This window comes from Halomonas sp. OfavH-34-E (assembly GCF_024124525.1).
Taxonomy (GTDB): domain Bacteria; phylum Pseudomonadota; class Gammaproteobacteria; order Pseudomonadales; family Halomonadaceae; genus Halomonas; species Halomonas litopenaei.
Map to the genome: position 1 here is coordinate 131,128 of NZ_JAMXRY010000004.1, position 23,663 is coordinate 154,790.

Here is a 23,663-nt window from a genome sequence, read left to right on the forward strand (position 1 = left end):
TCCTTGAACGAGAAGCCCGTTAAAAACGGGCTTCAGTACGTCATGTTCTGATGGAGGCCGAGGCGCCTCAGGCGTCGCGCTGATAGCTCCCCACCAGCCGATTCATGCCGAGCAGGTGCGGCTCGACCTCGGACAGCAGTTCATTCATGCCGAGGCCCTCCGGCAGGTTCGTCTCGGTGTCCAGCGCCAGTACCCAGAAGTAGTAGCGGTGCACGCCATGCCCTTCCGGCGGCATCGGACCATTGAAACCGAGGTTGCCGGCGTCGTTGGTTCCTCGGGTGCCTTCCTCGGTGGCCTCCTCCAGCGAGGAGAGAGACGCCGGCAGGTTGTAGAGCACCCAGTGAACAAAGCCGTAGCATCCCTTCTGGACCAGCGGCGCGTCGGGGTCATGACAGATGACCGCCACCGACTTGGTACCCTCGGGCAGGCCGTCCCAGGCCAGCGCCGGAGACAGGTCTTCTGCCTCCTGGGAGTGCCGTGCGGGGATGGCGCCATCATTGTCGAAGGCGGTGCTGGTCACTCTTAGCGAAGAAAGCGCAAAGGGCATGGTGATATCCTCCCTGGATCGAAATGGTTCACAATCTGCAAAGGGCGTCTGCGTGATTTTCATGCAACCGCTAGGCAATATTTCACCGCGGCAGCCATGTCCAGCCTTGACGAGTCGCCCCGGGCTGTCAAACCCGCATGTCTTTGACATGATGATGATCCCCCATGGCTTCAAGGGGGCAGCCCGAAGATCGACTCACCGAACCGTCGCTCGCCGCTCTAGCCACCATCCTCGCACCAGCCTTGCCGGAGCCCTGCATGAAACGTCTGCTGATCGTCGCCCATGCACCCTCGCCCAACACCCTGGCACTAAGGGAAGCGGCCGAGCGTGGCGCCCGCCATCCGGACATTGACAGCGTGGACGTTCAGGTACTGGCGCCGCTCGATGCTGGCCCCGAGGATGTCAGGAAAGCCGACGCCATCCTGCTTGGCACCACCGAGAACCTCGGCTACATGAGCGGTGCCCTCAAGGACTTCTTCGATCGTAGCTACTACCCCGGGCTGGAACACACCCAGGGGTTGCCCTGCGTGCTGTACATCCGCGCGGGTCACGACGGCACCGGCACGCAGCGGGCGGTGGAAGGCATCGTCACCGGTCTGCGCTGGAAATGGGTCCAGGCGCCACTGGTATTAAGGGGTGAATGGCAGGACGACTTCACCGACCAAGTGGAGGAACTCGCCATGACCCTGGCGGCGGGGCTTGATGCGGGGATCGTGTAATCCGGGGGCGGGAAGCATGAAGCTTCCATCTCCAGAAGCAGCGCTAGTTCAGGTAGCGTGTATCACCCTCCAGAGCCGAGAAGCCCCGCTACCGAGCCGCCGTCTGGTCAGCGCCTTGGCGCCATGCTCTGCCGGAGAAGACGTTCGAATAGACCTGACGTCGCGATCGACTCGCCGTCCCCTTGCTTGCCGCGGCGAACGGAAATGTCGCCAAGACCTCGTAACTATGCACCATCACATCGCCAATGGCGTATTAGATAGGTCGCATAAAGCCTCGGCATTGCCAGGCCAAGATCCCTGTGGAGACACTCTCACCAACGTACAGATGGGCCTTTGGCAAGATGCCTGATGTCGCCCGGACTGTGCGTCACTCGCTCGATACTCGTCCGTTCAAGGGATGCCGTAAATCACGGCGAGGTCGGGGTCTACAGGGAAGTACAACGGCTCCGGCCAACGGAGCCACAGGAGATGCGCATGGATGCACAGCAGACGCTGGAGGCCCTACCGATCGAATTCGAAGGTCCCTCCTACACCGGTGATACTGTCTTTGGCTATCTGGTCATTGCGGTGTCGCTGATTGTCTTGATCATCGCCGTTCTCATCATCATTTTCGGCCCCGAGTACGTCAGCGTATCGATCGCCCGCGGCCCCACCTTCACCCAGTTCTGGCAGCTCTACCCGGGCCCCATCGCTACCGTCGCGGGGATCGTGACGCAGCTTGGCTGGATGTTGGTCAAAAAGCAGGATGAGGTATTGTCAGAGGAGGTCTTGGATCGTGTACGCCGGCTCCTCCCGGCCTCCGCCGAGATGCCCGAGGGTCATCGGTTCGTGTTGACCCACCTCACCGGACATCGCTACAGGGTGGAACTCGAGGAAGTGGTCGAACCATCGGACCAGCAGAACCCGCCGGACAACGTCGGTCAGATCGTGCCACTGGGACGAGGAGGCGCCATGGTGCGCCTCTGCCAGGATCAGATGATACCCACGGCAGTATCCAGCGGTTGAATGACTTGCGCGTGTACACTGCACTCTCGCAACAACGCCGGCACTGTCAGACAGTGCCGGCGTTTTCCGCTCTGCTCCGCCCGAAGGCGGCAAGAGTTCAGTCGAGGCGTTCGAACACGGTCGCCACGCCCTGCCCCATGCCGATACACATGGTGGCGAGACCCAGGCGGGTGTCCTGGCGCCGCATCACGTTCAGCAGGCTGTTGCTGATACGGGTGCCGGAGCAGCCCAGCGGGTGACCCAGGGCGATGGCGCCGCCGTGCAGGTTGACCTTCTCGTCCATCACGTCGAGCAGCCCCAGGTCCTTGAGCACCGGCAGCGCCTGGGCGGCAAAGGCTTCGTTGAGCTCCACCGTGTCGATGTCATCGATGCTCAGTCCCGCCGCCTTGAGCGCCTTCTGGGACGCCGGTACCGGGCCATAGCCCATGATCGAGGCGTCGCAGCCGGACACTCCGGTGGACAGCACCCGGGCAATCGGCGAAAGACCAAGGGCCTGGGCGCGTTCGTAGCTCATCACCAGCATCCCACTGGCGCCCACCGACAGTGCCGAGGAGGTGCCGGCGGTAACGGTGCCGCCACGCGGATCGAACACCGGCTTGAGGCCCGCCATGCTGTCCAGGCTGGCCTCGGGACGAATCACCTCGTCACGCTTGACCAGAATCCGGCGACCGTCGGCGTCATGGCCTTCCACACCGATGATCTCGCGGTCAAAGGCGCCGCTCTGCTGGGCCTCGTAGGCACGCTGGTGGGAGCGTACGCCGAAGCTGTCCTGCTGCTCGCGGGAGATGCTGTGCAGCTTGCCCAGCAATTCGGCGGTCATGCCCATCATCATCGCCGCCTTGGCGGCGTGCTTGCTGGCGCTGGGGTTGACGTCGATGCCGTGGGTCAGCGGGATGTGCTCCATATGCTCGACGCCACCGACCAGATAGACGTCACCCATGCCGGCCTTGATGTTGGCGGTGGCGATGTGCAGTGCGCTCATCGACGAGCCGCACAGGCGGTTGACCGTCTGGGCCGGCACGCTGCGCGGCATGGCGGTCATGATCTGGGCGTTGCGTGCGACGTTGAAGCCCTGCTCCAGGGTCTGGTTGACGCAGCCCCAGATAACGTCATCCACCTCGCCGGGATCAACGGCGGCGTTGCGCTCGAGCAGCGCATTCATCACCGCCGCCGACAGGTTCTCGGCACGCACGTGGCGGAAGCCACCGTTCTTGGCCTTGGCCATGGCGGTACGGGCACCATCGACCACCACCACATCTCTCGGGTTCAAGCTCATCTGTCTTCTCCTGTCTGGTGGGGTCACTTGGCGTCGGCGTAGAAGGTCTTGCCACTGTTGGCCATCTCACGCAGGCCATCGGTGGGCGCATAAAGCGGCCCGAGCTCCTCGGCCAGGCTGTCGGCCAGGGCGACGAATTCGGCCACACCCATGGCATCGATATAGCGCAGTGCACCACCTCGGAAGGGAGGGAAGCCAATGCCGTAGATCAGCGCCATGTCGGCCTCGGCCGGGGTGCCGACGATGTCATCTTCGAGACAGCGCACGGTCTCCATGCACAGCGGCACCATCATCCGCGCGATGATCTCTTCGTCGGAGAACTCGCGGTTCTCGCTGACCACCTGCTTGACCAGCTCGATGGCGGCCTCGTCGCTGACCTTTCTGGGCTTGCCCTTGCGATCCTCTTCGTAGGCGTAGAAGCCCTTGGCGTTCTTCTGCCCCAGGCGATCGTTGTCGAACATCACCTGAATGGCGGTCTTGGCGTCACGCGCCATGCGGTCGGGGAAGCCTTCGGCCATCACCTCGTTGGCGTGCACCGCGGTATCCATGCCGACCACGTCGAGCAGATAGGCCGGGCCCATCGGCCAGCCGAACTTCTCCATCACCTTGTCGACGCGCTGGTAGTCGGCACCCTTTTCGACCAGCAGGCTGAAACCACCGAAATAGGGGAACAGCACGCGATTGACCAGGAAGCCCGGGCAGTCGTTGACCACGATCGGCGTCTTGCCCATGGCCTTGGCGTAGGCCACGGTGGCGGCCACGGCTGCGTCGCTGGTCTTCTCGCCACGGATGACCTCGACCAGCGGCATGCGGTGCACCGGGTTGAAGAAGTGCATGCCGCAGAAGTTCTCGGGACGCTTCAGGTTCTCGGCCAGTCGGGTGATCGAGATGGTCGAGGTGTTGGACGCCAGGATGGTGTTGTCGCTCACCTGCTGCTCGACCTCGCTGAGCACCGCACCCTTGACCTTGGGGTTCTCGACCACCGCCTCGACCACCAGGTCGACATTGTCGAAATCACCGTAGGACAGCGTCGGACGAATGTTGGCGAGCTTCTCGGCCACACCTTCGACGGACAGCTTGCCGCGGGAGGCCTGCTTGCCGAACAGCTTGCGCGCCTCCTTGAGGCCCAGCTCGATGGCGTCTTCCTTGATATCCTTCATCAGGATCGGGGTGCCCTTGGAGGCGCTCTGGTAGGCGATTCCGCCGCCCATGATGCCGGCACCGAGCACCGCCGCCTGGCGCACCGGTTGCGCCTTGCTGGCGTACTTGCCGCCCTTCTTCTTGACCACCTGGTCGTTGAGGAACAGCCCGACCAGGTTGTAGCAGACGTCGGTCTTGGCCATCTTGCAGAAGGCCTTGGCCTCGATCGCCTGGGCCCGCGCACGACCTTCACCGGCGCCCTTCTGGATCACCTTGATCGCTTCCACCGGCGCCGGATAGTGCGGCCCGGCCTTGCCGGCGACATATCCCTTGGAGGTCTCGAACACCATCATCTGCTCGACCGGATTGAGGTTCAGCGCGCTGTTCTTTTCCTCGCGCCGGGCCTTGAAGTCGAGTTCGCCGGCGTTGGCTCGCGCCAGCATGTCGAGCGCCGCTGCCTCGAGGTCATCGGCGGACACCACCGCATCCACGGCGCCGACCTTGAGGCAGGCGTCGGCACGGTTCTCGGTGCCGCCGGCGATCCACTCGATAGCGTTGTCGGCGCCGATCACCCTGGGCAGACGTACGCAGCCGCCCCAGCCGGGGACGATACCGAGCTTGGTCTCGGGCAGGCCGATCTTGGCGTCAGGCGTCATCACGCGGAAGTCGGTGGACAGCACCACCTCACAGCCGCCACCGAGGGCCAGGCCGTTGATCGCGCTGACCGTCGGGAAGGGCAGGTCCTCGAGGCCATTGAAGATACCGTGGACCTGCTCGAGCATGCCCTGGATCTCCGCCTCGTCCTTGCCGAACATGGCGTGAAACTCGGTGATGTCGGCACCGACGATAAAGGCGTCCTTGGCACTTTTCAGCATCAGGCCCTTGACGCCGCTCTCGCCGCGTACCGCGTCCAGCGCTTCGCCCAGCTCCTTGATCACCGCGCCAGAGAGCTTGTTGACCGATTCATCCTTCAAGTCGAAGGTCAGAGTGGCGATATCGTCGCCATTGCGAGCCACCGAAATGGCATTGCCTTGATAGATCATCCACGCATCTCCACTGAAGTCATGCCGTGTCATCCGGAAAGGGCCCGACAAGCGATGGGCCAGGCGACATTCATACGCCCGTTTGATTTCGCCAGCTTGGTGCAAAGATTCACTTCCGTCAACCCCTACCAATACCTTAGAGGGCTTGCGAGGCGTTGAAGCATGCAGCGGCGCTTCACCAGCGTTTAAGCATACTGATAGCATGCCCCTCCCAGCCGCCGCGGACCACGCCATGCCCTCCTCGCCCCCTCAGCGCACCACCCTCAACGCGACGCAGCGATTCATCGAGACCTGGGTAGCGCGTCTGCGGCCCTGGCACTGGCTGTGGCCACCGCTGGCCTTCGCTGCCGGTGTCGCCAGCTTCTTTCTGGTCGAGCGCCAGCAATGGCTCGGCGTACTGCTGGCCGGGGGCATGTTGCTGGCCTGGACCCTGCTGCTGTCGGAGAGTCTGATCGGACGCCTGATGGTGCGGCGCGGCTATCCTGCCCTGCCCCGTGGCGTCACCACCTTCATCGCCCAGATGATCCACCAGGAGACGCTGTTCTTCGCCCTGCCCTTTCTGGTCGCCACCACGGTGTGGAGCAGCGGTCAGGCGCTGTTCACCCTGTTCATGCTTGGCATGGCGGTGCTGTCCATCGTTGATCCGCTCTACTACCGACTGGCCGAACGCAAGCGCTGGCTCTACTTCGTGTTCCACGCCCAGTGCGTGTTCCTGGTGGTGCTGGTGACCCTGCCGTTGGTCCTGCACCTGAGTACCGGTCAGAGCATGCTGGCGGCCGCCGTGGCCATGGTGGTATTCAGCCTGCCGAGTCTGTTGCATCTGCTGCGCCCCATGAGTCCTGCCCGCTGGCTGGCGATGTTCGCGCTGCTGCCGCTATTGGCCGGGGTCGCCTGGCTGGGCCGGGTGTGGGTGCCGCCGGCGACCCTGTGGTTGTCCGGCAGCGCCCTGTCGCCGGCCTTCGACGAGGCCGCACGCACGCCGCAGGGCTCCATGGCGCTGACACCGGAGGCGCTGTCGTCCCGAGGGCTCTATGCCTACACCGCAATCCATGCACCACGCGGCTTGAAGGAAGAGGTGGTACACGAGTGGCGCCACGAGGGAGAACTCGTCGACCGCATCGCGCTGAATATCTACGGCGGACGTGCCGAGGGCTATCGCGCCTGGACCCGCAAGCAGAACTTCCCCAAGGCCAGCAGCGGCAGCTGGCGCATCGATGTGATGACCGCCGGCGGCCAACGTATCGGCGTACTGCGCTTCGAGGTTGCCGAAGACCCTGGGGCGGCGACCACCGCCGACGCCAGCATCGATACCCAGGCGGGCATTCCCGGCCTCAGGCTACGCTGGTTGACCGCCCGCCCCGAGGGACAGCAGGAGACACCGGACATGGCATCCGACAAGGCACGCCAGCAAGAGCCGCCGAATCACGAGGAGCCAGCCCCTGCTGAAGAGGATGCGGAGGGTGAGCCGAAAGATGACTCGGGACAAAGCGGCGAGACGAGGGAGAGCAATTCGGCAGGCGAGCAGCCGGCCGAACAGAAAGGTGATCGCGAGGGCAAGGAGGAGCAAGCGCCGCAAGCAGACGATGAAGGGGAACACGACAACGGTGAGACAGGGCGTGAGTCGTGAGTCGCGAACGAGCGACAGCCAGGGAGCGGCTGTACCCCCGAAGAGTGAAGAATAGGCGCAGTTTCGAAGCAAAGGAGGGAGTTGGCTTGCATTACCGCCGCTGCGTTCGGACAATCAAATCATTTGCAGCCTTGCGATCTTGATCACTATGAACGAGAACATCGGATTTCAACTGTCTCGGGCACCACGCATCTGGCGTGCGGTGCTCGATCAGCGCCTCGCACCGTTGGGACTGACCCAGACGCGGTGGGTGACGCTCTATCACCTGTGGCGCATGCCGGACGGGCAGCCCCAGTGCGACCTGGCGCGGGCCATCGGCGTCGAGGCGCCGTCGCTGGTCAGGACGCTGGATCAGCTTTGCGAGCAGGGCCTGGTCGAGCGCTGTCCCTGTGACCAGGATCGCCGCACCAAACGCGTGCACCTGACCAAGCAGGCGACGCCTCTGCTCGAGAAGATCGATGCCATCGTGCAACAGGCCAGGGAAGAGATGCTCAAGGGGCTGGACGAGCAGGAACAGGAAAGACTCAGCGACATGCTCAGCCGCATCGAGGCCAACGGTCAGGCCTTGCTGACGCCGGACGATTGCCAGCGCTGACACCTGAGCACGACGAGCCCAGCAAGAGCCTCGCCGAGATCGCCTTCAGGGCCCACCCTGACACCTGGGCCGGATACCCAGCCTGACGCAGCCCTGTTCGATCCTGGGTGGTCGATCGCCATCGTCCAAGTTAGAGCCGCCAATATCAGGGCGGCGAGTTCGGCAAATTGGCGGCGGGACGATCCGGACGTCCCTGCAGGGCGTCGCGTAGCGCCGTCGCAGGCGCCGCCAGGCTGCCGAAGGCGTCGGCCTCCAGCGACTCTTCCCACCACAGCGTCAAGGCCTTGTCGCTGGATTCGACCACGCAGGCGTCCTCGGGCAGCTGGGTCAGCAGACGCGACAGTCGCGCATTGATCACCGATGGCAACGGCTCCAGCGGCTGAATCCGCCAGCGCCAGCCATTATCGTAGTCGAACGACTTGAGCGCCTCGCTGGCACGTTCTGTGCGTACCAGCACAAAACGTGGGCCAGGCCGCTGACTCGGATAGACCCAGCGATAGGCCGCCATCTTGTCGGTCTCGCCGTGCAGCGGTGGCGTCTCCAGCTTGACGCTGGCCCCCGCCTCGATCGCCACCTGGCGCAGCGACCCCTGACGACGCTCTCGGGCGGTGGGCCGCAGCCACATGGCCGGGGCAAAGACCATTCCTACCACCCCCAGGATCAGCAGCCACAACATACGGTTTCCTCAGAAAAATCGTTGATCATCAGCATTGTTTTGACGGGACTGGCGGCCTAGAGTGGAAGCACAGACCTTTTCTCAACCGACCGCCGCTGGAGGCGTAGTCCCGTGAGCAATGAATATCGTCATGTGCTGGTGGCCGTGGACCTCACCAAGGACTCCCACAAGATCCTCGAACGCGCCCTGCAGATCGCCGATCGCAACCACGCGAAGCTGTCGATCATGCATACGCTGGAGCCCCTCGGCTTTGCCTACGGGGGCGACATCCCCATGGACCTGACCAGCATCCAGGACCAGTTGGACGACCATGCCAAGCAGCGCCTGGCCGAGATCGCCGATGCCCACGTGGCGCGCGACGACCAGCACGTGGTCGTCGGCATGCCCGATACCGAGATCCATCGCTTCGCCGATGAACACGACGTCGACCTGATTGTGGTCGGCTCCCACGGCCGTCATGGCTTTGCGCTGCTGCTCGGCTCCACCTCCACCGGCGTGCTCCATGGTGCTCAGTGCGACGTACTGGCCGTGCGCGTCGGCAAGGAAAGCGAAGAGTAACCCCAGCGGTTGACCGGATCGCACCTCGCGGCAACCGGATCGCACCCACTGCCCCGTTCATTCCCGGGAGCTTGCCCTCGCCCGTCCACCCAAGCGGTGGACGGGCGAGCTTTTTTCGCAAGACACCATTCGCAAGACACCTTTTGCGAGGCGCCTTTCGAGCGACTCCTCGGTACCACGCAAAGGGGCCAGAGCGCGTCCGGGTCTACTCGCCGGCGGCCATGGCCTCGAGTTCCATCCAGCGCTCCATGACCGCGTCGAGGCGTTCCTGGGTCTCCTGCAGCAACGCCAGACGCTCGGTGACCACACCGGATGGCTGCTGGTAGAAGTCGGGCTTGCCCGCCTCCGCCTCGAGCTCGGCAACCTCAGACTCCAGCCGTTCGATCTCCGCCGGAAGGCCATCGAGCTCCCGCTGCAGCTTGTAGGATAGCTTGACCGGCTTGGCCTTGGCTGGCGCTGCGGCCGTGTCCACCGTATCCGTCTTGCTGGATGCCGGTGCCGGTGCCGCGTCATCCGCGGTCGGCTCCACCCGCTGGCGCGCTGCCCCCTCCCAGGGCGCCGGCGGCAACTTGCCGCCCTGGCGGACCCAGTCGCTGTAGCCACCGACGTACTCGCGTACCTGCCCCCTGCCTTCGAAGGCCAGCACGCTGGTCACCACGTTGTCCATGAAGGCGCGGTCGTGTGATACCAGCAACAGGGTGCCGTCGAAGTTGAGCAACAATTCCTCGAGCAGCTCCAGGGTCTCGACGTCCAGGTCATTGGTCGGCTCATCGAGCACCAGCACGTTGGCCGGCTGGGTGAACAGCTTGGCCAGCAGCAGGCGGTTGGACTCGCCCCCGGACAGTGCCTTGACCGGCTGACGCGCACGCTCCGGCGAGAACAGAAAGTCCTGCAGGTAGCTCATCACGTGGCGGTCCTTGCCACCCACCGTGACCCGATCACTGCCCTGGGCCACGTTGTCGTAGACGGTGCGCTCAGGCTCGAGCCCGGCCCGGAGCTGGTCGAAGTAGGCGACCTGTAGCTTGGTCCCCAGTCGCACCGTGCCTTCGCTCGGCTCGAGTTCGCCCAGCAGGATCTTCAACAGGGTGGTCTTGCCGGCGCCATTGCGCCCGATCAGGCCGATACGATCCCCACGCTGAATCTCGATATTCAGGTCACGGATGACCGTCGCGTCCTCGAAGTGCTGGGTGACGTGAGACAGCTCCACCACCCGCTTGCCGCTGCGTTCGCCGGTATCTACCGTCAGCGAAGCATTGCCCTGGCGCTCGCGCCGCTGGCTACGTTCGCGGCGCAACTGCTCGAGCGCCCTCACCCGTCCTTCGTTGCGCGTACGCCGGGCCTTGATCCCCTGACGAATCCAGGCTTCTTCCTGGGCCAGTTTCTTGTCGAACTCGGCATTCTCCCGGGCCTCGACCTCGAGCTCGTGCTGCTTCTGAGCCTGGTAGGTGGCGTAGTCACCGGGATAGCGCCCGAGCTTGCCACGATCCAGCTCGAGGATCCCGGTGGCCAGACGCGACAGAAAGGCGCGGTCGTGGGTGATGAACAGCACCGCGCCGGCAAAGGCGGCAAGCTGTTCCTCGAGCCAGGCGATGGTGTCCAGGTCCAGGTGGTTGGTCGGCTCATCGAGCAGCAGCAGATCAGGTTCGGCGACCAGCGCCCGAGCCAGCGCCACCCGCCGGCGCCAGCCGCCCGACAGCGAGGACATCTCGGCGTCTTCGGGCAGCCCCAGGCGGGTCAGCACCACATCGATCCGCTGGTGGAACGACCAGCCGTCGATGGCCTCCAGCCGCGTCTGCAGCGTCGCCATGCGGTTCATGTCCGGATCCTCGGACTGCACCAGATGGTGATACTCGGACAGCAGATCGCCGGCCTCGGGCAGGCCCTGGGCCACCACATCAAAGATGGTCTCGCCGCTGGCCTCGGGCAGGTCCTGCTCGAGCACCCCGATCTTGAGCCCCGGGGCGCGCCAGATGGTGCCGCTGTCGGCCTGATTCTCGCCCGCCACCAGTCTCAGCAGCGTGGACTTGCCGGTGCCATTGCGGCCCACCAGCGCCAGCCGCTCTCCCCGCTCGAGCACCAGGTCGGCACCGTCGAGCAACACATGGTGGCCATAGGCCAGTTGCAACTGCTCCAATCGTAGCAGGGTCACGCTTCACCTCTTCGCTTGATCATCGCGACAGTGTACCTCATGCCCCCCTCCTGCTGGCATGACCGATCCCACCTGAGAGTCAAAATCAGAGACCACGCGATCAGCGACATGGCCACCTCGAGCACCGCACCACGTGGTTGTGCCGCCGACACACAGGTACAATGCGCCTCCATCGATATAGCCGCCCCAAGGAGACCGCGTTGTCCGTCCCAGACAAGCCAGCCCCAGACGAGACGCTGCCGAACCCGCTGCCGGAGCCGCTGCGCTTTCACTCGCCTGCCCCTCTGGTCGACATCGGCGCAAACCTGACCCACGAGAGCTTTACCCACGATATCGATGCCACCCTCGCCCGTGCCCGCGCGGCCGGCGTCGAGACGCTGATTCTCACCGGTACCGATCGTGAGCATGCCGAACAGGCGGTGGCCCTGTGCCAGGCCCACGAAGGCCTTTACGCCACCGCCGGCATCCACCCGCACCAGGCCAGCGAATGGGGTACGGAGCTCGAAGCCGCCATGGCCGAGCTACACCAAAAGCCCCAAGTGGTCGCGGTGGGAGAATGTGGCCTCGACTTCAATCGCAACTTCTCGACCCCGGCCGAACAGGAACGCGCCTTCGAGGCGCAACTCGCCCTGGCTGCCGAGTCGGGGCTGCCATTGTTCCTGCACGAGCGCGACGCCGGTGCCCGAATGCGTGACATCCTCGGCGCCTGGCGAGATGATATTTCACGGGCGGTGATACATTGCTTCACCGCGGATCGCGAGACGCTCCACGGCTACCTGGATCTTGACCTGCACATCGGCCTGACCGGCTGGATCTGCGACGAGCGCAGGGGCCATCATCTACGTGATCTGGTGGGCGACATCGCCGCCAATCGACTGATGGTAGAGACCGACTGTCCCTATCTGTTGCCGCGTAATCTGCCGGCCAAGCTCAAGGGGCGCCGCCACGAGCCGGCGCTGCTGCCCTGGATCGTGCGAGAGATCGCCCACTGGCGCGGCGAAAGCGAAGCTGAGCTTGCCGTCAGCAGCACCGCGACGGCCCGCGCCTTCTTCGATATCAAGGAGTCCTGACATGGACGACATGCCTGCCTTTATCGCCGTGGAGACCGGCGGCGACGGCGATCTGCCCCTGGCCATCGCCTGGAGCCTCGACGATGGCCGCATCAAGCACACCCTGATCCAGCCCGACGAGGACTGGCTCGATGCCGAGACGGTGTCCCTCGGCGACTACAGCCGCGAGGAGCTGGCCAGCATCGGCGTGAGTCCGCTGGACGTGATCCGTGAACTGGAAACCGATCACTTCAACGCCACCCTGCTGACCGCCGGCGTATTCGACGACGAGGCGGCCATCTCACGGCTGTTCGACACCTACGGCCTGGATCCGTTCGTCGAGCTGGCCCCGGCAGAATCCCTCTATCCCGACCTGGATCCTGGCGAGTGGGCGCGCGCCCGCAACGAGCTGTTTGCCGAACTGGGCCTCGAGCCCATGCGTCCGGAGCAGGAGGTAGAGGTAATGTTGCATCTGCACAAGCGACTCAGCGACAGCGACTGAGTCCGCAAACGAAATGCGACCGCTGACGGTGCGACTCGGACCGTCAGCCCTCCCGCCAGTCCTCCCGTCAGTCTTCCCGCCAGCCCTCCCACCGGCCCTCCCATAGCTCCATACCCTGTTACCAGGGCTTCAGGCGTTCTCGCGAACTATCGCTTGGTCACGAAGCAGTACCGCCCCTCCCGGCGCGAAGCAAAGCAGCGGCTGGCGTCACCCCCGCTTGGTGGTCACGGTATACCTTGGTCGACTGGTCTCCTCCCTCCTCTCGAGCCAGGCTTGTTCTTCCCAACAAATCGAACTTAAGTGCGCTATACGAACAACAAGCTTCGAGAGAGTGAGCCCATGCCCATTGCCACGAACATTGCCACGAACATTGCCACGACCATTGCCACGTCTTTTGCCCAGCCCCGTCGTCTTGCCGGACCCCGACCTGCCCCCCGCGCCATCGCCACCTTTCTGGCGCTGGCCAGCGCAGCCCTTTTCAGCGCAACCCTGTCCACCTCCGCCCAGGCCGACACCAGTATCGTGATGCTGGGCACCGGCACCCCGGTACCCGACGGGGAGCGGGCCGGTTCCGGGGTCGCGGTCATCCATGATGGCGAGGCCTATCTCTTCGATGTTGGCCCCGGCGTCGTCGAGCGCGCCAGCCAGGCCCAGGAGCGAATGGGCATCGAAGCGCTCGCCCCGGTGAACATCGAGCGGCTGTTTCTGACCCACCTCCACAGCGACCATGTACTGGATTACCCGGAACTGCTCGGCACCTACTGGTGGCGCCGCGAGCAGCCCATCTCGGTGGTCGGCCCGGTGGGTACCGAGGCCATGAGCCAAGGGGTCTACACCATGCTGGCCGAGGACACCAATACGCGCCTGGCCGACAAGAGTCCTGTCACCAATCCTGCGGCGGCCAGGGCCCTGGTGACCGAAATCGAGAAGGAGGGGCTGGTCCACGAGTCACCCGGCATCAGCATCCACGCCTTCGGGGTAACTCATGGAGACTGGGAGCAGGCCTACGGCTACAAGGTCGTCACCGATGACCTGACCCTGGTGATCTCGGGTGACACGTCGCTTTCCGAGGAAGTGCGTCGCCAGGCAAGCGGCGCAGACGTACTGATCCACGAGGTGATCAGCCGTCAGGGGTGGGAACAACTGTCACCGCAGTGGCAGGCCTACCATCAATACGCCCACACGCTGAGCGATGAACTGGCAGAGTTGGCCCGGGAAGCGCGTCCCGGCACCCTGGTGCTGACCCATGTTCTGCACTACTCGGCCCCGCGGGAGAGCGTGCTTGACGAGGTTCGAGCCGACTATGATGGCAGGGTGCTGCTACCCGATGATCTTGACGTCATCGAGTGACCGACGCCATCAGGCGATGGCAGGCTCGAGCTGCTCTCGTCCAAGCTCGATCGCCTCGCTCAACGCCAGCCCTTGCCGATAGAAGCCGCGCAGCGCCGCTTCGAAGGCTGCCGCACGGCGCGGCAGTCCTTCGTCACGGTAACGGCGGGCACGCTCGGCCACCCGTCGGGCGAAGCCTTCACGATCGACCTCCACCTCGCCGAGGTTGTCGACGCTGACGTGAAAGGTCAGCCCGGCCGCCTCGCTGAAGATGCGCTCCAGCGCCTGGGGCGCCACCTCGACCTTCTCGAAGGCCTGCTGCTGCATCTCGCTGCGACCGTCAGGCTCGTACCAGTAGCCGTAGTCTTCCAGTAGTCGCCGACGCGGCCCGGCGATACACCAGTGGCTGACCTCGTGCAGTACGCTGGCAAAAAAGCCCCGCGCAAAGATCACCCGATGCCAGGGCACCTGTTCGTCGGCGGGCAGATACAGGGGCTCATCACCGCCACGCACCAGACGGGTATTGCAGGGGCCCAGAAACAGCCCATCGAACAGTTCGATCACGTCTTCCAGGCGGTGCTCCACAAGGGCTCCTTCAGTTCGGGCGTTTGTCAAAAGCGGCGGCAGGCTGTTCCCGCGCGCCACTACCGAGCGATGTTGGCGAGGGCGCTTGCCAAGGGCGCCTGCCGACAACGATTGCCGAACCCGCCTGGCGAGAACAGTGGCCGATGCCGATTGGCGCGAGCCGGCAAGGATACCAAGGCTTGGCGCACAGCCAAACTCTCGAAGCATTCGATTCTGGCGACATCGCTGGTTTGATTGACCAGACACCGATGACGGCGCTCGGCCTTCGCACTCTGGCACCAGGGCCTGCGGCGCCAAGATGGTGCATCGCTGGTACACTCTCACGGTACCCCGTGTCCCGAGTCGGCGCTTGCCCGGCGATCACCTCTTGGCCGTCTGTCCCGACAGCGGCCCGCTGACTCAAGGCACCAGGGCAAGAAGCCCGTATTCTTTGCATGGAGCCCACCAACGTGCGTCCTTTCCCCACCGGCCTCGGCGCCACCAGCCGCCGCGAGAGCTGGCCCTTGATCCGTCTGGCATTGCCCATCTGTGGTGCCCAACTGGCCCAGGCCGGCATGAGCGTCGTCGATATCATGATGACTGGCCGCCAGAGCGCCACCGACCTCGCCGCGGTCTCCGTCGGTGCAAGTCTGTGGATGCCCTTGATGCTGTTCATGACCGGAACCCTGATGGGGCTGACGCCGATCGTCGCCCAGCTGCTGGGGGGCGGGCGCCAGGCGGGCATTCGCCCCAACGTGCACCAGGCGCTGTGGGTGGGCCTGGTACTGGGGCTGGTCTCGGCGCTGTTGCTGCGCCTGGCGGTGGCGCCGGTATTCGCCTGGATGGAAGTGCCGCCGGAAGTGGCAGAACGCGCGCGTGACTATGTTGGCGCAGTGGCCTTCGGAATGCCCGGCGTCGCTATCTTTCTGGCACTGCGAGCGTTCTCCGACGGGGTCAATCATACCCGGCCGGCGTTGTGGATCAGCCTGATCGGGCTGGCCGTGAATATTCCCAGCAACTATGTGCTGATCTACGGTGGCGACGGTTTTACTCGCCTACTGGGCGACGCCACCCCCGGCTGGTTGGCCGACCTGCCGGCACTGGGCGCCTATGGCTGCGGCATCGCCACCGCCATCGCCATGTGGGTGATGACCCTGGCGATGGTCCGTTACACCCAGAAGAGCCGCGCCTATGGCAGTATCGAACTGTGGCACTCGCCCACCCGTCCGAATCCCCGGATGATCGCCGAACTGCTCTACGTGGGCGTTCCCATCGGTGTGGCGATCTTTGCCGAGGTCACCCTGTTCACCCTGATCGCGCTGTTTATCGCAAGCCTCGGCGAGATCGTGGTGGCCGCTCACCAGGTGGCGCTCAACTACACCTCGGTACTGTTCATGCTGCCGCTGTCACTGGGTATGGCCTTGACGGTGCGGGTCGGCAACACCCTCGGCGGTGGCGACCCTCGGCTGGCGCGACTGGTGGCCTGGAACGGCATCCTGATCGCGCTGTTGGTGGCGCTGTTCAACAGCCTGCTGCTGTGGCTGACGGCGGAGACCATCGTCGGGCTCTACACCCATAACGTCGAGGTCCAGGCACTGACCCTGTCGCTGGTGGGGCTGGCGATGCTCTATCAGGTATCGGATTCCCTGCAGGTGGCCCTCGCCGGCGCCCTGCGCGGCTACAAGGATACCCGGGTGATCATGTTCATCACCCTGCTGGCGTACTGGCTGGTCGGCCTCGGCGGCGGCCACCTGCTGGGACGCTACGGGGTTGGCGACTGGATCGAACCGATGGGGGTACACGGCTACTGGATCGGGCTGATCGCGGGGCTGACCGTCGCCGCGCTGCTGCTCGGTGAGCGCTTCCGGCGCAAGGCCCGAAGCGTTGCCAGGCGCGCGGAGGACGGCTGAGCATGAACGGCTTTCGTCCTGGCCGGTGGCGGCTGCTGCTCACCTCCTGCCTGTCGCTGCTGGTGGGCTGTGGCGACTCGGCGCTGGAACGTGATCTGCTGGCCTATCAACAGCGGCTAGCCAAGGCACTCGACCAGCCACCACCGGAGCCCGCGCCGGTGGCAAACATCGGCGACTTCCCCGAACGCCGTCAGTTGACGCTGGAGATCCCGCCGATCAGGGAAGGCATGCTCGACGTCTTTGCCCTGCGCGGCTGCCATATCGCCAACCTGGTCGCCGAGCGCAACAACCAGCTTGGCAAGACCGCCGCCCCCAGCCAGCGCTGGCTCTACGAGCTGCGTCTGTGGCGCCGCCTCAGCGCCTGCTGGAACGCCGAGGCCGCCGACGCCCTGGCCGAGGGTGACCGCCAGCGCCTGGCTCGCCTGACCGACATCAAGACACGCCAGCTACCGCTGGCCAGCTACAACGCCCTGGTCTCCTCCGAGGAGTGGACCGGCAGCTTCTCGCGGGCAAGCTCTCCCCTGCCTCTCGACGAACTCTCGGCGGTCGACGAGCAGCTTGCGGCGCTTGGCTATCTGAACGAAGCGGTCATCCACCAGTTCGACCGCCAGTGGACGCCAGAGTCCGGGCCACTGGAACAGGCGCTTGCCACCCTGCGGGATCGTCCACTGAGTGCCGAGCTGATGCGCGCCCTGATGCTGGCAAGCCAACGCCTCGAGGAAGCCAGTCGACTGCTAGAGCGCGCCCTCGCCTCCCGCCATGGCTCAGACAACGACCGGACCGGCGCTGATGCGGCATGTTCACAGACGACGACGCTGCCCGAGGAAGGCGACACCCTAGCGTCACTTGAGCGCCTCGAGACGCAGGCGCTACGCTGGTTCGCAGGCATGGACCGACTGCTGGACGCCCATGTGGCGGGCAGCCAGGCCTTTCAGGACTACCGCCGGCAATGGCTCGAGCTCGAAGCCGAAACCACGCCACTGGCAAGTTTCGTGCGCGTACGAGACGATCACCTGTGGTTGCGTCAGCAATGGCGTCAACGCTGTGATACCCACGAGGACTTACGCTAGTTGATGAGTCTGTGCTATTGATGAGAACAGGGACGTAGAGCGCAGCGTCCGGCCCCGGGCCGAGATGCGATGCCGTAAGCAAGCAGCCGCTGGAGGGAGATCATGGGCATTCCACTGTCACCCCGCCCCGCTCGGGTCATCGACCTGGAGAGCATGCGCCAACGCCAACTGGCCCGCAGACGCCTGGTTCGCCTGGCCCCGGAGCTCGATGGACTGGAGATGGTGTACCGACTCGACGCGCACCCGGATACCCTGTACGGCATGCCGATACTGGCCTGGGGGATGCGTGAGAACGGCGATATTGTCGGGCTGGTCCCGTGGATGGAGTCGCTGACGCCATGCGAGCAGCTCGACGATCCGGACCACGGTCACTTCGTCGGCTACCGTGATCCGGAAACCGAGGAGCTGTTCGACCAGCCCCCGGAACACAAGGAAATGGAACTGGCCCACGCGGCGGCCTACTTCGAATACGAGGATACCCGCGAAACCACCCTGATCCAGAGCCTGCCGGATCATCAGGGTACCCACGCCCTGTGCATGGACGAGGAAGGCGCGCCCTGGCAGCTCAAGCAGGTCTTCGGCTGGCGCCTGTACAGCGATGGCACCATCGAGTCCCTGCTGGCCGACGAGAACCTGATCGAAACCGTCCCGGTACTGCCCGGCGACGCCTGCCTCTACCCGGGCCACAGCCGACACCGGGTGGTGTACTTCTTCCAGCGCCAGATCGCCAATCGTATTCGCCAGGAAGACCCGGCGACGCTGGAAGCTCTGGCCATGATGGTCATGCCTGACGACGATGAGGAAGCCGCGCCATAACGTAAGAAGGAGCGTCGGAAGGAGCGTCAGGATCAGCGTCATCACCAGGGAGGGGGCTCAAGCGTTGAGTCCCCTCCCTCGGCAATCTTATCCCAGCCGGATAAAGTAGAAGTGCGAGCCATCTTCAAGACTGCGATGCTCCACCAGCTCGTGCCCGAGAAACTGGCAGAACTTGGGCACATCTCGGGTGGTCGCCGGATCTGTCGCCGTGACCTTGAGCACCTGGCCAGGACTCATGTCCCGCACCGCGTTGTGCATCATCATGATCGGTTCAGGGCAGAACAGACCGCTGGTATCCAGTTCCTTGTCGCTTGCGGGCAGCGCATCGGAAGAATCCACCATCAATACCTCGGAGTTGGAGTGAAAGCATGATCAAGATCATCATCGAGCGCCGCATCATGCCGGGCCTGGAAGAAGAATACGAGCAGGCCGCACGAGAGGCCATGCGCCAGTCGCTGGGCGCCGATGGCTTCTTCGGCGGCGAGAGCCTGGTCGAACAAGGACGCTCCGACCGCCGTCTGATGATCACCAAGTGGCGCGATCTGCGCGCCTGGAAGGCATGGTACAACAGCGAGGCCCGAGAAAGAGTGATGCAGCACGTCCAGCCGCTGCTGACCGAGGCAGAGAACGTCCGGATCTTCGAACCGGCCTACTGACCCACGCCCATCTGCTGCCCGTGTCGCCGCCTCAATCGAGGCGAACGTGCACGGTGACCTCTTCCCTGTCGTGATAGAGGTGACGACAGCGTATTTCGGCCCGAACCCCGGCCTCCTGCAAGCGTGACGCGAGGCCGGAAAGACACAGCGATACCTCCTCCCAGCGCTTCTTCATCGGCAGCTTCAAGTTGAACACCGCCTCGCGACACCAGCGCTGCAACAGCCAACGCTCCATCATGGTGATGACGCGCGAGGGCTTGTCGACGATGTCGCAGACCAGCCAGTCCAGGCGCATCGGCGGCTCCCACACGAAGCCATCCTCACGCAGATGCTCGACCATGCCGCTGGCCATCAGGGCCTTGTCCATGGGGCCATTGTCGATGGCGTAGACCTGCATCCCCCGCTGCACCAGCTGCCAGGTCCAGCCCCCCGGGGCAGCACCAAGATCCGCCGCCTGCATGCCCTCCCCGAGCCGCTCGTCCCACTCGTCACGCGGCACGAATTCATGCCAGGCCTCCTCGAGCTTCAAGGTCGATCGGCTTGGCGCAGCGTGGGGGAAGCGCAGACGTCGAATGCCGCCGGGGAATTCACTGCGATTGCCGGGAAAGCTCATCGCCAGCTGGACCCGGTCACCGTCACGCCAGACCAGGTGCAGCCGTCGTCCTCCCGCCTTGCGCCGCAAGGCACCACGCTTCTTGAGCTGGGAGTTGAGCGGGCGTTCCAACGCCTTCAACAGGCTACTCAGCGCCTTGGCCTCGTTGGTATCCGGGGTCTCCTGCCAGATCGACTCGAAGCTCCAGCCACAGGCCTTGAGCTGCTCGAAGATGGGCGAGAGTCGATCGTCCCGGGACAGCGAGAGCTCCGGCAGGGCCAGCAACGACTGACGGGCAAATACCAGCTCGTCGAGACGCAGGCGACGATGCAAGTCATTGGCCGGGTGCTCGCCGTCCATGCTGACCCTGACCAGCCCCTCCTCCATCAGGGGCTCGACGCTGGCGCCCTCGCCTTCGGCCAGGAACTCAGCGTGCAGGCGGTCGGTAAGCTCGGCGGCCAGGTCCGGCTCGAACCCCGGGCGACAGAATAGAAGGATTTGATCAGGCGTCATGGGTAAAGGTTCTCTTTCTCCAGTCGAGTCCGGCGCGTCCCTCGGCGGTCAGTTCGATATCCTTCAACTGAACATTCAGGGCGTTGGTGGAGATCACCACCTCCCACAACGAAAACACCAGGGATATCGACAGCGATGCCAGGCTGATGCCGAAAAGCAGCATACCCAGCGGCGTCCATGACAGGAACAGCGCAAACATCGACAGGGTACACAGCAGGAAGCTGAAGACCCCGGCGATCTGCATTCGCTTGGTCAGCGAGATGCGCCGGCGCAGTAGTCGGATCTGGGTGACGTGATCCTCTTCCCCCTCCTTTACCTGCTCCGCCAGCTTGCGGATCAGTCCGGCCAGGGTCAGGAAGCGGTTGGTATAGGCCAGCAACAGCAATGAAATGGCGGGAAACAGCAGGGCCGGCGTGGTTAGATTCACGGGGGCACTCCAGAGGATCGACGAAAGTCGATCATGGTAGCAGTCACGGCGCCTGGCGACGAGTCGCGCGGCCCTTCCCCCTGCCTCGAAGGTCAGCTTGACGCACCAGGTGCGACACACCCGGTACGCTGAGACAAGCTCGCGTGGAAAGACGCACAACTTGCCGATCCGGTAGCCACTGCCGGACGGCTGTGCCATATACGAAACTGCCCCCGACGCAAGCGTCGGGGGCAGACAATGGAGCGGAGGCCGCCATCAGGACTCAACCTTCAGAGCCATCAGGCCGCGGCAAACAGAGGCGATGTCCCGATTACAGGATGCCCTGCTCCTTGGCCATCTGACGAGCCGCCCGAGGGGCCGTCCACAATGTCGGCAGCAGCACCAGCGACACCGGGATAGCGGTGATCACGATAAACTGCTGCAGGGCACTGATCTGGCCTGCACCCATTCTCAGCAGAATGGCAGCCATCAGCGCCATGGCGATGCCCCAGAAGGCACGAACCAGTGCGTTGGGCTCGTCGTGACCGGCACCGACCACGGAAATGGCGTAGCTCATGGAGTCACCGGTCGTCGCCACGAAGATGGTGGTCAACAGCAGGATGGCCATGGCCATCAGGCTTCCGCCGGGCAGCGCCTGGGCCACGGTCAGGGTCGCGACATCAAACTGGAAGTTGTTCAACGCCTCGGTCAGATCGATGGCACCGCTCAGTTGATAGTAGATGCCGGAACCCCCCAGCAGGGTGAACCAGATCATGGTAGCCACAGGCGCCATCACCGCCACCGCCAGAATCATCTGCCGGATGGAGCGTCCACGAGAAATCCGAGCGACGAAGATCGCCATCAGCGGGCCGTAACCGATAAACCAGGCAAAGAAGAACACTGTCCACCACTGCATCCACCAGTCCGGTGCGGTCTGGGTGGTCATGGTCGCCATCTCGAAGAACGAGCTCAGATAGGCGCCCGCCCCCTGGGTAAAGGCATCGGTCAGAAACAGCGTCGGTCCCAGGATAAAGATCGTCGCAGCGATCGCTAGAGCCAGAAACACGTTGAAGCGGCTGAGGATCTGGATCCCCTTGTGGATTCCGGTGACCGCCGAGGTCACGTACACCACCCCCAGAGCAGCAAGCACCATCAATTGGGTGCTGTAGCCTTCACTGACACCGAACAGCTCATGAAAACCGAAGCTGACCTGAGTCGCCAGGAAACCGATGGGGCCGACAGTACCCGCCACCACGGCGATCACGCACAGAGCGTCGACCAGGCCACCGAAGGGCCCCTTCATGACCTTTTCGCCCAGCACCGGATACAGCAGGGTCCGCGGCTGCAGCGGCTGTCCCTTGACGTAGTGGGCATGAGCCAGCACCACCGACGCCAGCGTACCCAGCACGGCCCAGGCCAGCAGCCCCCAGTGCATGAACGACTGGGCCAGAGCCCCTGAAATGGCCTCGGCCGTCCCGGCTTCGCTGTCGAAGGCCGGCGGCGTCACCACGAAGTGATAGACCGGCTCACCGGCGGCGAAGAACACACCGCCGCCCGCGAGCAGCGTGCACATGATCATCGACAGCCACTTGAAGGTACTGATCTCTGGCGTCTCGAGATTGCCGATACGCGCCTTGGCGCTGGGAGACACGGCGATGCCCATGGCGATGAAGAAGGTCGCCAGCAACAACAGCTGGAAATAGCTGCCCAGGGTCTTGGCGGTCCAGGCGAAGCCTGCAGAGATGCCGTTGGCAACCATCTCGATGTCGTACACAGACAGGGCGACGAAGCCCATGATGAAGCCGATGCTCAAGATGAGCACGATGGGATCACCCAGTCGAGAACCGGCCGAAGAAGCCCGCGAGTCGGAGGAAGCGGTGGTATGACTCATGTGGTGGGTAGCGACAGCAGACTAGGGTCAGGCTGTCGGACTCTCCTTTTGGGAAAGATGAATGGCGCCCTGATGGGCATGAAGGAAGCACGGAGGATTCCGCGATTTCATGACAGCTCTGTGGCTGAAGGGAAAGGGTTCACCGCGCCTCATGCGCGAATCGAACCCGGCGACGCGCCTGGAACCCGTTCCAGGCGTGTCGTAAAAAAAAGCATGACAATGTCGACGCCGCATGACCACCCCCTGAACAGCGCGATGGTTCAACGCTTGAGTCTTTTTCCGGTCATGCCAGCATGCCACTGGAGGGGTATACGACCTCCGGGCGTCACACAAACAACAGCGCCCTCGCATCAGGGTGAGTCACCCCGACGCTCTTCAAAAGAACTGCAGCGAAGCTGCAAGGGGGGACGAACGACGCGAGCCTTCCCCTGAGAAGAACCAGGCCGGACCGCGTCGAGGGGGTTATCGTCCCGCGCCCGCTTATAGAAAGCGAGCTTAACCTTGTGGAAAATTCCGGTATCCGGAGTTGTACTAGAAACAAGGCAGCTTATCTCTCGCATGGGGGTGAGTCACCCCGAGCTTTTGCAGCGAAGCTGCAAGGGGTGACGAACGACGCGAGCTTGCGAGCGGCCGGACCGCGCCGAGGGGGTTATCGGCGCGGCCCCACATATAAAGAGGGGGGTCTTCCCCATGCGTACGAAAAAGCCCAACTCCTCTCGGAATTGGGCTTCTTCTGAATAAATGCCTGACGATGACCTACTCTCGCATGGGGAGACCCCACACTACCATCGGCGCTGAGCGGTTTCACTTCTGAGTTCGGCAAGGGATCAGGTGGTTCCCACTCGCTATGGTCGTCAGGCGGAAAAAAGACAACGTACACCATGCTGACGATACGCTTCATCGTATCCGTCAATTGATTCGAGACATCATCGACCAAAACCCTTTGGGTGTTATATGGTCAAGCCTCACGGACCATTAGTACCGGTTAGCTCAACGCCTTGCAGCGCTTCCACACCCGGCCTATCAACCA

General features: G+C 63.9%; 22 protein-coding genes and 2 rRNA genes. 12 read left to right on the top strand and 12 right to left on the bottom strand.

Annotation, left to right across the window (positions count from 1 at the left end):
• Positions 1-67: 67 nt before the first annotated feature.
• Positions 68-547: a YbhB/YbcL family Raf kinase inhibitor-like protein gene (locus tag NH448_RS03255; protein ID WP_045992961.1), complete on the bottom strand. Its 480-nt coding sequence runs from the start codon at positions 545-547 to the stop codon at positions 68-70.
• Positions 548-804: 257 nt separating this feature from the next.
• Here NH448_RS03255 and NH448_RS03260 point away from each other — a divergent pair, with 257 nt between their 5' ends.
• Positions 805-1,266, top strand: a complete 462-nt coding sequence (locus NH448_RS03260; RefSeq protein WP_045992962.1) for a flavodoxin — start codon at positions 805-807, stop codon at positions 1,264-1,266.
• A gap of 474 nt (positions 1,267-1,740) precedes the next feature.
• Entirely contained in the window at positions 1,741-2,271 is a 531-nt protein-coding gene (locus NH448_RS03265; protein WP_045992963.1) for a hypothetical protein, read from the top strand.
• A gap of 97 nt (positions 2,272-2,368) precedes the next feature.
• On the opposite strand, the gene fadA is transcribed toward NH448_RS03265, so the two are convergent.
• Both fadA and fadB read right to left on the bottom strand, forming a co-directional pair.
• Positions 2,369-3,547 (bottom strand): acetyl-CoA C-acyltransferase FadA, encoded by a 1,179-nt coding sequence (gene fadA / locus NH448_RS03270; protein WP_045992964.1) that lies wholly within the window; start codon positions 3,545-3,547, stop codon positions 2,369-2,371.
• A gap of 23 nt (positions 3,548-3,570) precedes the next feature.
• Positions 3,571-5,730, bottom strand: a complete 2,160-nt coding sequence (gene fadB, locus NH448_RS03275) for a fatty acid oxidation complex subunit alpha FadB (RefSeq protein ID WP_045992965.1) — start codon at positions 5,728-5,730, stop codon at positions 3,571-3,573.
• Positions 5,731-5,962: 232 nt separating this feature from the next.
• Here fadB and NH448_RS03280 point away from each other — a divergent pair, with 232 nt between their 5' ends.
• Together NH448_RS03280 and slyA are read left to right on the top strand one after the other, a co-directional pair.
• A complete protein-coding gene (locus tag NH448_RS03280) occupies positions 5,963-7,357 on the top strand; it encodes a DUF5924 family protein (RefSeq protein WP_083970420.1) in 1,395 nt (464 codons plus the stop codon).
• 148 nt (positions 7,358-7,505) lie between these two features.
• Positions 7,506-7,952, top strand: coding sequence for a transcriptional regulator SlyA (gene slyA, locus NH448_RS03285; protein WP_045992966.1), 447 nt, complete (start codon positions 7,506-7,508; stop codon positions 7,950-7,952).
• A 145-nt stretch (positions 7,953-8,097) separates the two neighbouring features.
• Here the strand turns inward: slyA and NH448_RS03290 are convergent, their stop codons facing one another.
• On the bottom strand, positions 8,098-8,628 hold the full coding sequence (locus NH448_RS03290) for a hypothetical protein (protein ID WP_045992967.1): 531 nt from the start codon (positions 8,626-8,628) through the stop codon (positions 8,098-8,100).
• A 111-nt stretch (positions 8,629-8,739) separates the two neighbouring features.
• On the opposite strand from NH448_RS03290, the gene NH448_RS03295 reads away from it, so the two are divergent.
• Positions 8,740-9,186 (top strand): universal stress protein, encoded by a 447-nt coding sequence (locus tag NH448_RS03295; protein ID WP_045992968.1) that lies wholly within the window; start codon positions 8,740-8,742, stop codon positions 9,184-9,186.
• 205 nt (positions 9,187-9,391) lie between these two features.
• Here NH448_RS03295 and NH448_RS03300 read toward each other — a convergent pair whose 3' ends face one another.
• A complete protein-coding gene (locus NH448_RS03300) occupies positions 9,392-11,335 on the bottom strand; it encodes an ATP-binding cassette domain-containing protein (protein WP_045992969.1) in 1,944 nt (647 codons plus the stop codon).
• A 200-nt stretch (positions 11,336-11,535) separates the two neighbouring features.
• Here NH448_RS03300 and NH448_RS03305 point away from each other — a divergent pair, with 200 nt between their 5' ends.
• The 3 genes from NH448_RS03305 (at position 11,536) to NH448_RS03315 (ending at position 14,236) form a co-directional block, all read left to right on the top strand.
• Positions 11,536-12,405 (top strand): TatD family hydrolase, encoded by an 870-nt coding sequence (locus NH448_RS03305; protein WP_045992970.1) that lies wholly within the window; start codon positions 11,536-11,538, stop codon positions 12,403-12,405.
• A 1-nt stretch (position 12,406) separates the two neighbouring features.
• The gene (locus tag NH448_RS03310) at positions 12,407-12,886 is read left to right on the top strand and encodes a hypothetical protein (protein ID WP_045992971.1); all 480 of its coding nucleotides are present in this window, start codon (positions 12,407-12,409) and stop codon (positions 12,884-12,886) included.
• Positions 12,887-13,225: 339 nt separating this feature from the next.
• Positions 13,226-14,236: an MBL fold metallo-hydrolase gene (locus NH448_RS03315; protein ID WP_253028415.1), complete on the top strand. Its 1,011-nt coding sequence runs from the start codon at positions 13,226-13,228 to the stop codon at positions 14,234-14,236.
• 9 nt (positions 14,237-14,245) lie between these two features.
• Here the strand turns inward: NH448_RS03315 and NH448_RS03320 are convergent, their stop codons facing one another.
• Complete coding sequence (locus tag NH448_RS03320) at positions 14,246-14,800, bottom strand: elongation factor P hydroxylase (RefSeq protein WP_045992972.1); 555 nt, start codon at positions 14,798-14,800, stop codon at positions 14,246-14,248.
• A gap of 449 nt (positions 14,801-15,249) precedes the next feature.
• On the opposite strand from NH448_RS03320, the gene NH448_RS03325 reads away from it, so the two are divergent.
• From NH448_RS03325 to NH448_RS03335, 3 genes are all read left to right on the top strand, one after another.
• A complete protein-coding gene (locus tag NH448_RS03325; RefSeq protein WP_253028416.1) occupies positions 15,250-16,689 on the top strand; it encodes an MATE family efflux transporter in 1,440 nt (479 codons plus the stop codon).
• A 2-nt stretch (positions 16,690-16,691) separates the two neighbouring features.
• Positions 16,692-17,759 (top strand): DUF3080 family protein, encoded by a 1,068-nt coding sequence (locus tag NH448_RS03330; protein ID WP_045992974.1) that lies wholly within the window; start codon positions 16,692-16,694, stop codon positions 17,757-17,759.
• A gap of 102 nt (positions 17,760-17,861) precedes the next feature.
• Positions 17,862-18,575: a hypothetical protein gene (locus NH448_RS03335; protein ID WP_045992975.1), complete on the top strand. Its 714-nt coding sequence runs from the start codon at positions 17,862-17,864 to the stop codon at positions 18,573-18,575.
• An 87-nt stretch (positions 18,576-18,662) separates the two neighbouring features.
• On the opposite strand, the gene tusA is transcribed toward NH448_RS03335, so the two are convergent.
• On the bottom strand, positions 18,663-18,917 hold the full coding sequence (tusA, locus tag NH448_RS03340) for a sulfurtransferase TusA (RefSeq protein WP_045992976.1): 255 nt from the start codon (positions 18,915-18,917) through the stop codon (positions 18,663-18,665).
• Between the two features lie 26 nt (positions 18,918-18,943).
• Between tusA and NH448_RS03345 the strand changes: the two genes are divergently transcribed.
• Positions 18,944-19,231: an antibiotic biosynthesis monooxygenase family protein gene (locus tag NH448_RS03345; protein ID WP_045992977.1), complete on the top strand. Its 288-nt coding sequence runs from the start codon at positions 18,944-18,946 to the stop codon at positions 19,229-19,231.
• Positions 19,232-19,262: 31 nt separating this feature from the next.
• On the opposite strand, the gene rlmM is transcribed toward NH448_RS03345, so the two are convergent.
• The 5 genes from rlmM to NH448_RS03370 form a co-directional block, all read right to left on the bottom strand.
• Positions 19,263-20,336 carry a 23S rRNA (cytidine(2498)-2'-O)-methyltransferase RlmM gene (gene rlmM, locus NH448_RS03350; protein ID WP_045992978.1) on the bottom strand — a complete coding sequence of 358 codons (1,074 nt, stop codon included), beginning with the start codon at positions 20,334-20,336 and terminating at the stop codon, positions 19,263-19,265.
• A complete protein-coding gene (locus tag NH448_RS03355; RefSeq protein WP_045992979.1) occupies positions 20,326-20,763 on the bottom strand; it encodes a DUF2721 domain-containing protein in 438 nt (145 codons plus the stop codon). Before NH448_RS03355 ends, rlmM begins: the two co-directional genes overlap by 11 nt.
• A gap of 310 nt (positions 20,764-21,073) precedes the next feature.
• Positions 21,074-22,633, bottom strand: a complete 1,560-nt coding sequence (locus NH448_RS03360; protein ID WP_045992980.1) for a BCCT family transporter — start codon at positions 22,631-22,633, stop codon at positions 21,074-21,076.
• Positions 22,634-23,376: 743 nt separating this feature from the next.
• A 5S ribosomal RNA gene (gene rrf, locus NH448_RS03365) occupies positions 23,377-23,492 on the bottom strand.
• Between the two features lie 95 nt (positions 23,493-23,587).
• Positions 23,588-23,663 (bottom strand): 23S ribosomal RNA (locus tag NH448_RS03370); the annotation flags it as partial.

What these genes read in the sequence shown, in the direction of transcription:
- NH448_RS03255 (WP_045992961.1), bottom strand. Translation starts at nt 547, where the DNA reads ATGCCCTTTGCGCTTTCTTCGCTAAGAGTGACCAGCACCGCCTTCGAC.
- NH448_RS03260 (WP_045992962.1), top strand. Translation starts at nt 805, where the DNA reads ATGAAACGTCTGCTGATCGTCGCCCATGCACCCTCGCCCAACACCCTG.
- NH448_RS03265 (WP_045992963.1), top strand. Translation starts at nt 1,741, where the DNA reads ATGGATGCACAGCAGACGCTGGAGGCCCTACCGATCGAATTCGAAGGT.
- fadA (WP_045992964.1), bottom strand. Translation starts at nt 3,547, where the DNA reads ATGAGCTTGAACCCGAGAGATGTGGTGGTGGTCGATGGTGCCCGTACC.
- fadB (WP_045992965.1), bottom strand. Translation starts at nt 5,730, where the DNA reads ATGATCTATCAAGGCAATGCCATTTCGGTGGCTCGCAATGGCGACGAT.
- NH448_RS03280 (WP_083970420.1), top strand. Translation starts at nt 5,963, where the DNA reads ATGCCCTCCTCGCCCCCTCAGCGCACCACCCTCAACGCGACGCAGCGA.
- slyA (WP_045992966.1), top strand. Translation starts at nt 7,506, where the DNA reads ATGAACGAGAACATCGGATTTCAACTGTCTCGGGCACCACGCATCTGG.
- NH448_RS03290 (WP_045992967.1), bottom strand. Translation starts at nt 8,628, where the DNA reads ATGTTGTGGCTGCTGATCCTGGGGGTGGTAGGAATGGTCTTTGCCCCG.
- NH448_RS03310 (WP_045992971.1), top strand. Translation starts at nt 12,407, where the DNA reads ATGGACGACATGCCTGCCTTTATCGCCGTGGAGACCGGCGGCGACGGC.
- NH448_RS03315 (WP_253028415.1), top strand. Translation starts at nt 13,226, where the DNA reads ATGCCCATTGCCACGAACATTGCCACGAACATTGCCACGACCATTGCC.
- NH448_RS03330 (WP_045992974.1), top strand. Translation starts at nt 16,692, where the DNA reads ATGAACGGCTTTCGTCCTGGCCGGTGGCGGCTGCTGCTCACCTCCTGC.
- NH448_RS03335 (WP_045992975.1), top strand. Translation starts at nt 17,862, where the DNA reads ATGGGCATTCCACTGTCACCCCGCCCCGCTCGGGTCATCGACCTGGAG.
- tusA (WP_045992976.1), bottom strand. Translation starts at nt 18,917, where the DNA reads ATGGTGGATTCTTCCGATGCGCTGCCCGCAAGCGACAAGGAACTGGAT.
- NH448_RS03345 (WP_045992977.1), top strand. Translation starts at nt 18,944, where the DNA reads ATGATCAAGATCATCATCGAGCGCCGCATCATGCCGGGCCTGGAAGAA.
- rlmM (WP_045992978.1), bottom strand. Translation starts at nt 20,336, where the DNA reads ATGACGCCTGATCAAATCCTTCTATTCTGTCGCCCGGGGTTCGAGCCG.
- NH448_RS03360 (WP_045992980.1), bottom strand. Translation starts at nt 22,633, where the DNA reads ATGAGTCATACCACCGCTTCCTCCGACTCGCGGGCTTCTTCGGCCGGT.